General features: G+C 63.0%; 14 protein-coding genes. 5 read left to right on the forward strand and 9 right to left on the reverse strand.

The genetic code is table 11. The annotated features are described in order from the left end of the window. The first annotated feature begins 7 nt into the window (after positions 1-7). From hda to panB, 5 genes are all read left to right on the forward strand, one after another. Positions 8-676, forward strand: coding sequence for a DnaA regulatory inactivator Hda (gene hda / locus AC3RCJ_RS27080; protein WP_230539092.1), 669 nt, complete (start codon positions 8-10; stop codon positions 674-676). Then, positions 676-1,347 (forward strand): histidinol-phosphatase, encoded by a 672-nt coding sequence (locus AC3RCJ_RS27085; protein WP_492957534.1) that lies wholly within the window; start codon positions 676-678, stop codon positions 1,345-1,347. The genes hda and AC3RCJ_RS27085 overlap by 1 nt, the downstream gene beginning before the upstream one ends. Further along, positions 1,340-2,716 (forward strand): polynucleotide adenylyltransferase PcnB, encoded by a 1,377-nt coding sequence (gene pcnB / locus AC3RCJ_RS27090; protein ID WP_492957299.1) that lies wholly within the window; start codon positions 1,340-1,342, stop codon positions 2,714-2,716. The genes AC3RCJ_RS27085 and pcnB overlap by 8 nt, the downstream gene beginning before the upstream one ends. Next, positions 2,716-3,192 carry a 2-amino-4-hydroxy-6-hydroxymethyldihydropteridine diphosphokinase gene (folK, locus tag AC3RCJ_RS27095; protein ID WP_492957300.1) on the forward strand — a complete coding sequence of 159 codons (477 nt, stop codon included), beginning with the start codon at positions 2,716-2,718 and terminating at the stop codon, positions 3,190-3,192. Before pcnB ends, folK begins: the two co-directional genes overlap by 1 nt. Positions 3,193-3,301: 109 nt before the next feature. Beyond that, complete coding sequence (gene panB / locus AC3RCJ_RS27100; protein WP_175445216.1) at positions 3,302-4,177, forward strand: 3-methyl-2-oxobutanoate hydroxymethyltransferase; 876 nt, start codon at positions 3,302-3,304, stop codon at positions 4,175-4,177. Between the two features lie 6 nt (positions 4,178-4,183). On the opposite strand, the gene AC3RCJ_RS27105 is transcribed toward panB, so the two are convergent. From AC3RCJ_RS27105 to AC3RCJ_RS27145, 9 genes are all read right to left on the reverse strand, one after another. Then, positions 4,184-4,516 (reverse strand): helix-turn-helix transcriptional regulator, encoded by a 333-nt coding sequence (locus tag AC3RCJ_RS27105; RefSeq protein ID WP_492957301.1) that lies wholly within the window; start codon positions 4,514-4,516, stop codon positions 4,184-4,186. Position 4,517: 1 nt separating this feature from the next. Next, on the reverse strand, positions 4,518-5,810 hold the full coding sequence (locus AC3RCJ_RS27110; RefSeq protein WP_492957302.1) for a type II toxin-antitoxin system HipA family toxin: 1,293 nt from the start codon (positions 5,808-5,810) through the stop codon (positions 4,518-4,520). A gap of 175 nt (positions 5,811-5,985) precedes the next feature. After that, complete coding sequence (locus AC3RCJ_RS27115) at positions 5,986-7,473, reverse strand: aldehyde dehydrogenase (protein WP_492957303.1); 1,488 nt, start codon at positions 7,471-7,473, stop codon at positions 5,986-5,988. A 30-nt stretch (positions 7,474-7,503) separates the two neighbouring features. Beyond that, complete coding sequence (locus tag AC3RCJ_RS27120; protein ID WP_230539097.1) at positions 7,504-8,355, reverse strand: ABC transporter permease; 852 nt, start codon at positions 8,353-8,355, stop codon at positions 7,504-7,506. Then, positions 8,352-9,281, reverse strand: coding sequence for an ABC transporter permease subunit (locus AC3RCJ_RS27125; RefSeq protein ID WP_492957304.1), 930 nt, complete (start codon positions 9,279-9,281; stop codon positions 8,352-8,354). The genes AC3RCJ_RS27120 and AC3RCJ_RS27125 overlap by 4 nt, the downstream gene beginning before the upstream one ends. Before the next feature lie 7 nt (positions 9,282-9,288). Continuing rightward, positions 9,289-10,437 (reverse strand): ABC transporter ATP-binding protein, encoded by a 1,149-nt coding sequence (locus AC3RCJ_RS27130; protein WP_076565898.1) that lies wholly within the window; start codon positions 10,435-10,437, stop codon positions 9,289-9,291. Between the two features lie 137 nt (positions 10,438-10,574). After that, the gene (locus tag AC3RCJ_RS27135) at positions 10,575-12,035 is read right to left on the reverse strand and encodes an aspartate aminotransferase family protein (protein ID WP_492957305.1); all 1,461 of its coding nucleotides are present in this window, start codon (positions 12,033-12,035) and stop codon (positions 10,575-10,577) included. An 11-nt stretch (positions 12,036-12,046) separates the two neighbouring features. Beyond that, the gene (locus tag AC3RCJ_RS27140) at positions 12,047-13,417 is read right to left on the reverse strand and encodes a glutamine synthetase family protein (RefSeq protein WP_076565894.1); all 1,371 of its coding nucleotides are present in this window, start codon (positions 13,415-13,417) and stop codon (positions 12,047-12,049) included. 65 nt (positions 13,418-13,482) lie between these two features. Continuing rightward, a complete protein-coding gene (locus tag AC3RCJ_RS27145; protein WP_492957306.1) occupies positions 13,483-14,247 on the reverse strand; it encodes a gamma-glutamyl-gamma-aminobutyrate hydrolase family protein in 765 nt (254 codons plus the stop codon). Positions 14,248-14,338 lie beyond the last annotated feature (91 nt).

Genomic DNA, 14,338 nt, shown 5'->3' on the forward strand with positions numbered 1-14,338 from the left:
GTACGCCATGAAACAACTGGTGCTCGATTTAGGCACAGACCAGGCGCACAGCCTCGATACCTTCGAGGTGGGACAGAATGCCGAAGTGGCGCAGCTGATGCGCCAGTTCGCCGCGCGCACCTCGCGCGAACATTTTGCCTACCTGTGGGGCGAACTGGCCGCCGGCAAGAGCCACCTGCTCAAGGCCCTGGCCAGCACCGAGCGCGCGCGCTACATTTCGCCGTTCTCGATCGAGTCCGAATTCGTGTATTCGCCCGACGTGGATTTGTACCTGCTCGACGACTGCGAAAAACTGTCGCCGCTGGCGCAGATCGACGCCTTTGCCCTGTTCAATGAAATCCGCGCCAACCAGGCCTTCATGGTGTGCAGCGGCGCCGTGCCACCGGCCGTGCTGCCCGTGCGCGAAGACTTGCGCACGCGCATGGGCTGGGGCCTGATCTACCAGATCCACGGCTTGACGGACGATGAAAAAATCGCCGCCCTGACCCAGGCGGCCACCACCCGCGGCTTGACCTTGTCGCCCGGCGTGTTACCCTATCTGCTGTCCCATTTCCGGCGCGACATGCGTTCGCTGTCGACGATGCTGGACTCTCTCGACCTCTACTCCCTTGAAACCCAACGCCCGATCACCTTGCCATTGTTGCGCGAGTTGCTGCAGGCGGAAGCGAAAGAATGATGAATCTGGCCCTGTTTGACCTCGACCACACCCTGCTGCCCATCGACTCGGATCACGAGTGGGGCGAATTCCTGGTACGCATCGGTGCCGTGGACGCCGCCGAATTCACCCGCCGCAACGACGAATTTTTCGCGCAATACCAGGCCGGCACGCTCGATCCGGTGGAATACCTGGAATTTTCGCTTGGCACGCTGGCGCAATTCCCGCGCGAACGCCTCGAAGCGCTGCACCGCCAATTCATGGCCGAAGTGGTCTTGCCGGCCATCCGTCCGGAAGTCGTCGCCCTGCTGAAACAGCACCAGGACGCGGGCGACCTGCTGGCCATCGTCACGGCCACCAACCATTTCATCACCAAACCCATCGCCGATGCGCTGGGCGTCGAACACCTGCTGGCCGCCATGCCCGAATATGACGCGCAAGGCAATGTCACGGGCAAGCTGCTGGGCACGCCGACCCTGGGCGCGGGCAAGCTGACCCACACCCACGCCTGGCTGGAAAAGATGGGCAAGGAACTGGGACAGTTCGAGCGCAGCTATTTTTACAGCGATTCGCACAACGACATTCCCCTGCTGTCGGTCGTGACCCACCCGGTCGCAACCAATCCCAATGCCGCGTTGACAGCACACGCATCCCTCCACGGCTGGCCATCACTCCACTTATTCAATGATTAAAAAATTCATCCGCAAGATCCTCGGCGTTAAAAAAGAGGCGGCGCGCGACACCACGGCACCCATCGTGCTCGGTCCCGCGCAACACGGAATCGACCCGAAACTGGTGTCGTCGAATGCCATCCGCGTCACCAGCAGCCTGCAGGAAGCGGGCTTCGAAGCCTTTGTCGTCGGCGGCGCCGTGCGCGACCTGCTGCTGGGCGTGAAACCGAAAGACTTCGACATCGCCACCAACGCCACGCCGGAGCAGGTCAAGCGCTTGTTCCGCCGCGCCTTCATCATCGGCAAGCGCTTCCAGATCGTGCACGTGATGTTCGGCCAGGATTTGCTGGAAGTGACGACCTTCCGCGGCGCCGGCGCCGATTCCGCACCGAAGGATGAACATGGCCGCGTCCTGCGCGACAATACCTTCGGCCTGCAGCACGAAGACGCGCTGCGCCGCGACTTCACCATCAACGCCATGTACTACAACCCGGCCACGCAGGAAGTGCTCGATTACCACGGCGGCGTGGAAGACATCCGCGCCAAGACCCTGCGCATGATCGGTAAACCAGAGGAGCGCTACCGCGAAGACCCCGTGCGCATGCTGCGCGTGGTGCGCTTTGCCGCCAAGCTGAAATTCACCATCGAGCCGCACACGGCCGCGCCGATTCCCGTCATGGCGCCGCTGATCAACAACGTGCCGGCGCCGCGCGTGTTCGACGAAATGCTCAAACTCCTGATGAGCGGCCACGCGCTGGCCTGCCTGCAGCAGCTGCGCAAGGAAGGCTTGCATCACGGCCTGCTGCCGCTGCTCGACGTGGTGCTGGAACAGCCGCTGGGCGCGAAATTCGTCACCCTGGCGCTGGACGCCACGGACGCCCGCATCGCCGCCGGCAAGACCGTCTCGCCAGGCTTTTTGTTTGCCTCGCTGCTGTGGCATCAGGTGCTGGAAAAATGGACGGCCTACCGCGCGGCCGGCGAGTCGACGATTCCCGCGCTGCACCTGGCGGCCGACGACGTGCTCGATTCGCAGACGGAAAAACTGGCCCTGCAGCGCAAGATCGGTTCCGACATGCGCGACATCTGGTCGATGCAGCCGCGCTTCGAGCGCCGCGTCGGCAAGGCGCCGTACAAATTGCTCGAACACCTGCGCTTCCGCGCCGGCTACGATTTCCTGCTGCTGCGCTGTGCCTCGGGCGAGATCGACATGGACATCGGCGAATGGTGGACGGCCTTCTATGAAGGCGACGAGGAAACGCGTGAAGCGCTGCTCGTCAGCGCGAATGCCGCGCCGGGCGCCGTCAAGAAGAAGCGCCCGCCACGCCGCAGCACGCGCAGCAAGGCCGGCACGGGCGGCGGCTCGAGCACCGGCAGCAGCAGCGACGAATAATGGCTGTCATTGCTTACATCGGCATCGGGGCCAACCTGGGCGACGCGCGCGCGAATGTGCAGGATGCGATTGCGCGCCTGGCGCGCCTGCCCGGCGCCAGCTTGCTGGACGCCTCGGCCAGCTACCGCACGGCGCCCATCGATTCCAGTGGCGACGACTACGTCAACGCCGTGGCGCGCATCAGCACCACCCTGCCGGCGGAGGAATTGCTGCTGGCGCTGCACGCCATCGAGGCGGCGCACGGGCGTGAACGGCCCTACCGCAACGCCCCGCGCACCCTGGACCTGGACTTGCTGCTGTACGGCGATGCACAGATCGCCAGCGCCACCCTGACGGTACCGCATCCCCGTATCACCGAGCGCGCCTTCGTGCTGGTGCCGCTGCTGGCCCTGGCGCCCGCCATCGCCGTGCCAGGACTCGGTCCCGCGCAAGGCTACCTGGCGGGCGTGGCCGACCAGGCCATCAGCGAGCTCTGAGCGCCACGCGGCATTGCTCTACAATGCCGCCCCTGCACGCCGCCCTATAAAGTACTACACTAGCGGCGTCGCAATAGCATCCCCCCCCCTTTCACTCTAGAGAATACCTATGTCCGCTTATTTGCAAGGAACAGATCTGGCCGCAAAAGACAAGGCCGCCACACCGGCGCCGGCGCCATCCAAGCCTGTCGCCAACAAGGCCGTGACCATCCACACGCTGGCCACGTTGCGCGCCGCCGGTGAAAAGATCTCCATGCTGACCTGCTATGACGCCAGCTTCGCGTCGCTGATGGACCGTTGCGGCGTGGAGATCCTGCTGATCGGCGATTCGCTCGGCATGGTCTGCAACGGCCTCAACTCCACCCTGCCCGTCACCGTGGCCGAACTGGCTTACCACACGGCTTCCGTGGCGCGCGGCAGCAAGTCGGCCATGATCCTGTCCGACCTGCCGTTCGGCGCGTACGGCACGCCTGAAACGGCTTACGCCAACGCCGTCATCCTGATGCAGGCTGGCGCGCACATGATCAAGATCGAAGGCGGCGCCTGGCTGGCCGAGACCGTCCGCTTCCTCACCGAACGCGGCATCCCCATCTGCGCCCACATCGGCCTGACGCCGCAATTCGTGCACCAACTGGGCGGCTATAAGGTCCAGGGCAAGAGCACGGAAAGCGCCGCCGAGCTGAAGAACGACGCGCTGGTGCTGCAAAACGCGGGCGCCGCCATCGTGCTGATGGAAGCGATGCCGTCGCAGCTGGGCAAGGAAGTGACCGACATGCTGACGATCCCCACCATCGGCATCGGCGCCGGTCCCGACTGCTCGGGCCAGGTGCTCGTCATGCACGACATGCTGGGCGTCTTCCCAGGCCGCAAGGCGCGCTTCGTGCGCAACTTCATGGAAGGCGCGGCCAGCATCGACGACGCCGTCACCGGCTATGTCAAAGCCGTCAAGGATGGCAGCTTCCCGGCGCTGGAACACTGCTTCTGATCTAGTCTATTGAGGCGATATCGCCCCGGCACCCGTCGGGGCGATTTTTTTTTCGCGCAGCGTTTCTGTCCGTACAAATGCCACCTCCAGGCCAAAGAATTGCCCGATACGGTTCAATGTCTGGATGGTCGGATTGCCCTTGCCGCTCTCGATCTCCTTGATAACCTTCGTGCTCACGCCCCGATGCGTCGCAAACTCTGCCTGCGTCATGCGCGAGATGGCGCGCATTTCCTTGACGGCATGCTGTAGCGTGACGGCTCCTGCTTCAATGGCTTCGTAAAGCACTGCCCTGCGCTGCCGCAACTCTTCCTTGTCAACGGTCTTTTTCGTACGCGCCATGTCAGTGCTCTCCCAATGCCTTGAGCTGTTCGATCTGCCCGGCGATATGTGGTCGGAGGAAAGCAATGATGTCATCATCCACGCCTGCCTCCTGCATATGCTGTTCCAGCGCAAGCAGGTGCTGAGAAAATCCGTATAGCGCGAGGCGGATCTGCTGGCGCTCCACGTCCGGCATGCCGATCGTAGCCAGTATCGTCGTCCAGTCATGCAGCTCGTTTTTGGTATCCGGGTGATACCAGCGCGCCGCGCGTGGTATGCCATCCGGGTCCAGGTACATCGGTGCAAAATCGAACAGCGGCGTGAGGCGCACCTCGGCACCAATTTGCTGCACCGCCGTATTGCGTGCGTGATTATCGGTATTGCGCATGGCCAGGTTCAAGATATCGCGTTTGAGAAATTCGATGGTTTCCGCAGTCTTGTCGCTGACGACGGCGCGCAGCGCCTGCAATAGGTCGAACTGGCTGGGCGTGGCTTCAAAGCCAACGATACCTGCCAGCGAAGCGGCGCTTTCCTGATGCAGTCGCAGCACTCTCCCATCCAGGATGCGGCGGTCAAAGCGGGGAATGAACAAGGTGTCGTCCTGGTAGCGCAGCTGGCCTTCGGTGCGCAAGCCCACCGCGCGCGCCACAGTCATGTATGCGGCCTCATTCCGCAATACCTTGGCGTCGCTGGCGGTCTTTCCGCGCGGACGCTTGACGATGAAATGGGCAGCCGCATCCTGGTCCGCCAGGGCGCCATCGGCATGCCAGAGACCGGCATGGTCAGTAGACAGCAGATATTTCGGCGCCGCTCCTTGCACCCCCAGACTGCCGGCGGCTAGCATGCCATGCATCAGCATGCGCTCATTGAAGGCATCGCCGCGACCTATGATCTCGTCCAGTGAAAAGCCGCTCAGCGGCTTGCCCTTGTCATGGCGATTCATATGTTGTGCGTAGTACTGCACGGCCTCGGCGATGCGCACGCGCCCGACGGGATTGAAGGCGCCGGCGCACATCAGCGGAAAATCGGCAGCCGGACCATCGGCCAGTTGCAGCTGCCCAAGCAGATATGTCCGTCCGCTTCCCTGGGGAATCAAGTCAAAGATAAAGGCTGGCCATTGCGCCAGCTTCTGCATCTCTGCCGTGACGGGAAAACGCAGCGAAACAGGTCCACTCTCAAGCTTGAAGAAGGCATAATCGAGATCATACTCGAACAGGGCAGCGGTACGTGGATTGCCGCCTGCAGGCTCAAGCAAAGTCAGCGATGCGCAATCGTGCCACGCATCATCATGAAAAATTTGAAAATGGCATTGCATGGCGGCTCCAATTGGATCTTATAGTAGCTAATTGTGTTCAGTTTATCCTTAAATTAGCACTTATACGATCCAAATTTTAGCAAGTGCAGCGCCATGAAAAATTTAATAGCACCTAAAAGAACTATTTTAAGCCGAAAATACCCTTAATTAGTCCTTTTAAGTACCCTTATAGAAATTATCCCACCTGTATCCACGTCGTCTTCAACTCCGTGTACTTGTCCAGCGCGTGCAGCGACTTGTCGCGCCCGTTGCCCGACTGCTTATAGCCGCCGAACGGCACGGTGATGTCGTCGCCATCGTACTGGTTGACGTGCACGGTGCCCGCGCGCAGGGCGCGCGCCGTCTGGATGGCCTTGGTAATGTCCGAGGTCCACACGGCCGCCTGCAAGCCGTAGGGCGTGGCATTGGCCTGCTTTACCGCCTCGGCGATATCCGTAAAGCCCAGCACGGACAAGACGGGGCCGAAGATCTCTTCGCGCGCGATCGTCATGCCCGCATCCACGCCGAAGATGGTCGGCTGCACGTAGTAGCCACCCGTCTCAAGGCGCACGGCCTCGCCGCCGCCGAGCAGCTGCGCGCCTTCGCTCTTGCCGGAAGCGATGTAGCCCATCACCGTTTGCATCTGCGTGGCGTCGACGATGGCACCCATGACGGTGGCTTCATCGAGCGGGTCGCCAGGCTGGAAGCGGGGCAGCATGGCCAGTGCCTTGGCGACAAATTCTTCCTTGATCGATTCTTCCACGAACAGGCGCGACGGCGCATTGCAGCTTTCCCCCTGGTTGAAGAAGATGGAACCGACGGCGGCCGCCACGGCCTTGTCCAGGTCCGGGCAATCGGCGCAGACGATGTTGGCGGACTTGCCGCCCAGTTCCGTCCACGCCCGTTTCAGGTTCGACTGGCCCGCCATCTGCACGATCAGTTTGCCCGTGCGCGTGGAACCCGTAAAGCCGATGCAATCGACGTCCATGTGCAGCGCCAGCGCGGCGCCCGCCTCGTTGCCGTAGCCTGGCAGCACGTTGAAGACACCCGCCGGCACGCCCGCTTCCAGCGCGATGTCGGCCAGGCGCAGCGCCGTCAATGGCGATTTTTCAGACGGTTTCAATATCACGCTGTTGCCGGCCGCGAGGGCCGGCGCGATCTTCCAGGCGGCCATGATCATCGGGTAATTCCACGGCACGATGGCGGCGACGACGCCCACCGGTTCGCGCGTGATCAGGGCCAGGCTGTTGGCGGGCGTCGGCGCGATTTCATCGTAGACCTTGTCGATCGCCTCGCCATACCAGCGCAGGCAGTTGGCCGTGGCACCCACGTCCACGCTCTGGCTGTACTTGATCGGTTTGCCCATGTCCAGGGTTTCCAGCAGGGCCAGTTCGGGACCGTATTTCTGCACCAGGTCGGCGAACTTGATCAATACCCGCTTGCGCTGCGCCGGCGACTTGCCAGCCCAGCGGCGGTCGTCAAAGGCGGCGCGCGCGGCCAGCACGGCCGCCTCCACGTCGGCGCTGTCGCAGCGGGCCACCTGCCCCAGCAAGCGCCCGTCGATGGGCGACAGATTGTCGAAAGTCTGGCCGGCCCTGGCCGCGACCCGTTCGCCGTTGATGACAGCGCGGCCGTCGATCTTGATCTCTGCGGCCCGTGCGTGCCAGCTGGTGTTTTCCGTCATGGTCGTCTCCTGTGTCAGTTTACAAGCAGCTTACTCCTGATCCAGCGAATAGGCCGCAGACATCTGCTTGCGGCGTCTGCGGTCGGCGCGCGCCAGCATCACGGCATACGCGATCACGGCAATCGTCACGACGAGGATGGTCAGCGCGGCGATGGCGTTCACGCGCGGATCGAGCCCCAGGCGCGCACGCGAGAAGATCACCAGCGGCATCGTCGTCGAACCGGGGCCGGACAGGAAAGCGGACAGCACCACGTCGTCCAGCGACAGGGTAAACGTCAGCAGCCAGGCAGAGGCCAATGCCTGCGTGATGTTCGGCAGGGTCACGAGGAAGAACACCTGGTGCGCGCGGCAACCCAGATCCATGGCCGCTTCCGCCAGCGATTTGCTCATTTCCTGCAGGCGCGACTGCACCACCACGGCCGCATACGCCATGCCCAGCAAGGTGTGACCGAGCCAGATGGTCAGCACGCCCCGCTCGGGAAAACCGAAGACCTTTTGCATGGACACCAGCATCAGCAGCAGGGACAGGCCGATGATCACTTCCGGCATCACCAAAGGCGCGCTGACCATGGCGGAAAACACCGTGCGACCGCGGAAGCGCTGGTAGCTGGTCAGGGCAAAGGCGGCAAAGGTGCCAAGGATGACGGAAGACGTCGCCGACATGAAGGCGATCTTCAGGGACAGACCGAAGCCCGAGATGATTTCCGCATCGTTCATCAACTCGCTGTACCAGCGCAGCGAAAAGCCGCTCCACACCATGTCCTGGCGCGAGCTGTTGAATGAAAAGACGATCAGCACGATGATGGGCAGGTAGAGGAACAGGTAGCCGAGCGAGAGCCAGCCGCGCCCGAACCAGCGCTGCAGGAAGGTACGTCCGTTCATGTGCGCTCCTCTGCGTCCTGGTCGGTCTTGTATTTGTTAAAAATGGCCATCGGCACGAGGATCAGCAGGATCACCAGCACCGTCACGGACGAAGCCATGGCCCAGTCGTTATTGGTGAAGTATTCATCCCACAGCACCCGGCCGATCATCAGGGTTTCCGGGCCGCCCAGCAGCTCGGGAATCACGTATTCGCCCACGGAGGGAATGAAGACCAGCATGGCGCCGGCGATGATGCCTGACTTCGACAGGGGCACGGTGATGCGCCAGAACGCCTGCAAAGGCGTGGCGCCCAGGTCGGCCGCCGCTTCCAGGAAACGCACGTCCATTTTCACCAGGTTCGCGTACAGGGGCAGGATCATGAACGGCAGATAGGCATACACCATGCCGACCACCAGCGAAAACGAGGTGTTCATCATGTGCAGCGGTTCGTTCACCACGCCCAGCGCGAGCAGCAGGTCGTTGAGCAGGCCGTGGTTGGCCAGGATGCCCTTCCATGCATACACGCGCAGCAGGAACGAGGTCCAGAACGGCAGCATCACCAGCATCATCAGCACGGGACGGATCGACGGCCTGGCGCGCGCCATGAAGTAGGCGAACGGGTAGCCGATGAACAGACAGATGGCCGTGGTGATGGCCGCGTACTTGATGGAACTGAGGTAGGTGAGCAGATACAGTTCATCGGCGGCGATGAACAGGTAGTTGGCGATTTTGACCTTCAGCACGACGATGCCGTCGACGTACGACAGCAGGCCGCCGAACGGGCTGCCCGCCGTGTCCATGTCGGACAGGCTGATGCGCAGCACGATCAGGAACGGTACCAAAAAGGCGGCCGTCAGGAACAGCGCCGGCACGGCGATGACGGCATTGCGGCCAGTCACCCAGCGCAGGGCGACCAAGTTGCGCAGCGATTGCAGGAGGGACGTCATGATGGCCTCAGCTGGTCAGCACGACGATGTCGGCGCCATCCCACCACACCCATACGCGCTGCTCGCGCTCGAGGCGCGCGGCGTCGTGGCGGGCCGCGTTGGTGCGCGAGACTTTCACCACCGTGCCGCTGTCGAGGCGCACGTGGTAGCTGGTTTCATTGCCAAAATACGCCATGGCGACGATCACGCCCTGGGCGCAGTTGTAGCCGTGTTCCTTGGGTGACGCCCGCTCTTCCAAGGCGGGCGGCGCGATCTGGATGCCGATCTTTTCGGGGCGCACGGCCACCGAGACATCCATGCCCAGGTTGCCCGTGATGCCATGCGCGACATAGTGGCGGCCGTCGGGCGTGTCGATGACCACGTGATCGGGTTCGTCTTCCGTGATGCGGCCATCGAACAGGTTGACGCTGCCGATGAAGTCGGCGACGAAGCGGCAGTTCGGCGTCTCGTAGATTTCGCCCGGCGCGCCCACCTGCAGGATGCGCCCTTCGCTCATGACGGCGATGCGCGTGGCCATGCTCATGGCCTCGTCCTGGTCGTGCGTGACCATCACGCAGGTCACGCCCACCTGCTCGATGATGTTGACCAGTTCCATCTGCGTGCGCTCGCGCAGTTTTTTATCCAGCGCACCGAGCGGCTCGTCGAGCAGCAGCAATTGCGGACGCTTGGCCAGGCTGCGCGCCAGCGCCACGCGCTGCTGCTGCCCGCCCGACAGCTGGTGCGGCTTGCGCTTCGCGTATTGGCCCAGCTGCACCAGCGCCAGCATCTGCTCGACCCGCGCCGCCACTTCCGCTTTCGGCAAGCCGTCGCGGCGCAGGCCGAAGGCGATGTTGTCCCACACGGACAAATGGGGGAACAGCGCATACGACTGGAACATCATGTTGATGGGACGCTGGTGCGGCGGCACGTCGACGATGCTGTTGCCCGCCAGGGCGATGCGCCCCGAGGTCGGCGTCTCGAAACCGGCCAGCATGCGCAGCAGGGTCGACTTGCCGCAACCTGAACTGCCCAGCAGGGCGAAGATCTCGCCCTTGTTGATCGTCACGGAAATACCATCGACGGCGCGCACGCCATCGAATTCCTTGACCAGCTGATCAATCAGCAAGAAAGGCGCTTGGGCGTCGCTGGCCGACGCGGCAGGTGTTGCTATCGTCATGTGTGGGTGGCTTCTGGGTAAAAAGGTGTCAAAATGAAAAACTGGCCGCTACAGGAGCGGCCAGGATGGAAGTTTAGCGGAACTGCCGCCATTGCGGTCCAAAAAATACGCAGATGGCGGCAAAATGGGGCAAAAACCTACACCCAGCCCTTCGCCTTCACCTCGTCATACGTCTTGTCCAGGCACAGCCGTATCAATGCCACCATCTCATCGATCTGCGCCCGCGTCATGACCAGGGGTGGAGCGACGATCATGCGCTCGCCCACGGCGCGCATGATGACGCCGTTGTCGAACATATGGCCGCGGCAGATCATGCCCACGCCCTGGCCCTCGTCGAACAGCTCGTTGTCGTGCACGGTGGCGCCCTTGCGGCGCACCAGGTTCAGGCCCGCGACCAGGCCGCAGCTGTCCGCATAGCCGACCAGCGGATGTTCGCCCAGGCTGGCGAAGCACTGCTTCAGGTACGGTCCCGTGTCGTCGGCCACCTTGGCCACCAGCTGCTCTTCCTCGATGATGCGGATGTTTTCCAGCGCCGCCGCGCAAGCGACTGGATGGCCCGAATACGTGAAACCGTGCGTGAATTCGCCGCCCTGCTCGATCAGCACCTTGGCGACCCTGTCGCCCACCAGCACGCCGCCCAGGGGCACATAACCCGAGGTGACGCCCTTGGCGAAGGTGATCAGGTCGGGCTTGATGCCGAACAGTTCGGAGCCGAACCAGCGGCCCAGGCGGCCGAAGCCGCAGATGACTTCATCGGCGATCAGCAAGATGCCGTACTTGTCACAGATGCGGCCGATCTCGGGCCAGTAGGTCGATGGCGGGATGATGACGCCGCCCGCGCCCTGCACCGGTTCGCCGATGAAGGCGGCCACCTTGTCGGCGCCGATTTCCAGGATTTTCTCTTCCAGCCAGCCGGCCGCCTTCACGCCGAATTCCTCGGGACTCAATCCGTGCCCCGACTCCAGGTAATTGGGCTGGCCGATATGCGCGATGCCCGGTATCGGCAAGCCGCCCTGTGCATGCATGCCGTCCATGCCGCCCAGCGACGCCCCCGCCACCGTGCTGCCGTGATACGCGTTATGGCGGCTGATGATGGTGTGGCGCTCCTGGTAGCCGAGGAGATCCCAGTAGCGGCGCACCATGCGCAAATTCGTGTCGTTGCCTTCGGAGCCGGAACTGGTGAAGAACACGTGCTGGAACTGCGGCGGCGATATCTGCGCCAGCTTGGCCGCCAGTTGCGCGGCCGGCACGTTGGTCGTGCCAAAGAAGCTGTTATAGAAGGGCAGCGTCTCCATCTGCTTGTACACGGCTTGCGAGATCGACGTGCGGCCATAGCCCACGTTCACGCACCACAGGCCCGACATGCCGTCGACGATCTTCTTGCCCTGGCTATCCCACAGGTAGACGCCGTCGCCGCGCACCATCACCCTGGCGCCCTTGCTTGCCAGGTCCTGGAAGTCGGTGAACGGATGCAGGTAGTGGGCCGAGTCCATTTTCTGGATGGCGGCCGTGTCGTACACCTGCGGCGCCGCGTTTTTCTGCGCCACGGACGATACAAAAGCGGCGCTCGGCGCCAGCGGATTGTTGGATGTGCTCATGCGTATTCCCTTTAAACGTGTAATAACAGGTGTTCGCGCTCCCACGGACTGATGACGGTCATGAATTCCTGGTGCTCCAGGTCCTTGATGGCCGCATACACGTCGATAAAGCGCTCGCCCAGCACCGTGCGCAGCTTGTCTTCCGCGCGCAGCAGCTGCAGGGCCTCGGGCAAGCCTTGCGGCAGTTCGAATTTCATGTCGTAGGCGCTGCCCACCATCATCGGCGTCGCTTCCAGCTGCTCCGTCATGCCCAGGTAGCCGCAGGCCAGGGTGACAGCCAGCGCCAGGTAGGGATTCGCGTCGGCGCCGATGATGCGGTTTTCCACGCGGCGGTCCTGCACGCCCGACTCGGGCACGCGGAAGCCCACCGTGCGATTGTCCAGGCCCCACTGGATGTTGATCGGCGCGGCCGTGTGGCGCACGATGCGGCGGTAGGAGTTCACGTAGGGCGCGACGATGGCCATGGCCGACGGCATGTAGCGCTGCAGGCCCGCGATGTAATGCTTGAAGATGGGTGCGGCCGAACCGTCCTCGTTGCTGAAGATATTCAGGCCCGTCTTCGCATCTGTCACGCTCTGGTGAACGTGCATGGCGGAGCCAGGCTCGCCCGCCATGGGCTTGGCCATGAAGGTGGCGTACATATCGTGTTTTAACGCCGCTTCGCGCAAGGTGCGCTTGAAGAAGAAGACCTTGTCGGCCAGGCCCAGCGGGTCGCCGTGCAGGAAGTTGATTTCCATCTGACCCGCGCCGATTTCGTGGATCAGGGTATCGACGTCAAGGTTCATCAGTTCGCAGTAATCGTAGATATCCTCGAACAGCGGGTCGAATTCGTTGACGGCGTCGATGCTGTACACCTGGCGGCTCGTCTCGGCCCGGCCGCTGCGCCCGATGGGCGGCTTCAATGGCAAGTCGGGGTCCGTGTTTTTCGCCGTCAGGTAGAACTCCAGCTCCGGCGCCACCACGGGTTTCCAGCCCTTGTCCGCATACAGTTTCAGCACGCGCCGCAGCACGGATCGTGGCGCAAAATCGACCAGCGCGCCATCGGCAAAATAGCAGTCGTGGATGACTTGCGCGGTGGGGTCGGTAGCCCACGGCACCATGGTGATGGTGGTGGGATCGGCCTTCAAGATCATGTCGCGGTCGGTGCTGGAAATGGCGCGGTCATAGCCGCCATCGTCGACCGGGTAATTGCCCGTCACCGTCATGCCCAGTACCGCTTCCGGGATGCGCATGCCGCGCTCCTGGGTGAATTTCCCGCGCGGCAGGATCTTCCCCCGCGCCACGCCCGTCAAGTCGGGTACCAGGCATTCGATTTCCGTGACGCGCTTTTCATTGAGCCACAAATCCATATCCGTATAAGTGAAATTTTCGCGTATTGCCATGTTTCCCTCTCGTTGGTCTTGCGCTTTTCTTGATTAAACGCCGCGTACTGCGGGCGGCGCGCCTGTCATCCTGTCTTTCTATGCTGCTCCTGGTAATCGCGGCAAGCCTGGCCAAAGGCGCCGAACAGCCGCATCGACTGCGGATTGTCTTCCACCTGCCATTCCGGATGCCATTGCACGGCCAGCGCAAAGCCGGCGGCACTGGCCACCGTGTACGCTTCCACCAGGCCGTCGTCGGCCAGCGCTTCCACCAGCAAGCCGTCGGCCAGCCGGGCGATGCCCTGGCCATGCAGGGAATTGACCATCATTTCGCTCTCGCCGCCCAGCAGCCGTGACAGCACGCCGTCGGGCATCAGCTTGATGCGGTGCGCGGGCGCGTACTGGCGCGCCAAAGGATCAAGCACGTTCTCGCGGTGGTCCAGCATGCCCGGCACGGCATGCACGGCCTGGTGCAGGCTGCCGCCCAGGGCCACGTTGACTTCCTGGAAGCCGCGGCAGATGGCCAGCAGCGGCAATTGCAACGCCAGTGTGGCGCGGATCAGGGGCAAGGTGGTGGCGTCGCGCGCCGGGTCTTGCGGCAGCTCGGGGTGGAGAATTTCTTCGCCATACAGGCGCGCATCGACGTTCGAGGCGGAACCGGTCAGCATGACGCCGTCGGCGATCCGCAGCGCCGCCTCCAGGTCCGCGTCAGCGCCCAGGGCGGGCAGCAGCAGCGGCATGCAGCCGGCGCCGCGCAGCACGGCGTGCAGGTATTTGTCCTGTGCCATGTGCCAGGCGTGGCTGCCAAGCTGGCGCTGGCAGGCGGGAACGAGAACGATGGGACGGCGCATGGTGCTACCTCGCTGGCGTGACGATCCAATGACAGCGCCATGACAGCGCTGCCGCTCGCTTCACTGTACAGCAGAGCCGGCAGGGGCGGCC

Source organism: Janthinobacterium sp. GW822-FHT07H11 (assembly GCF_058798615.1).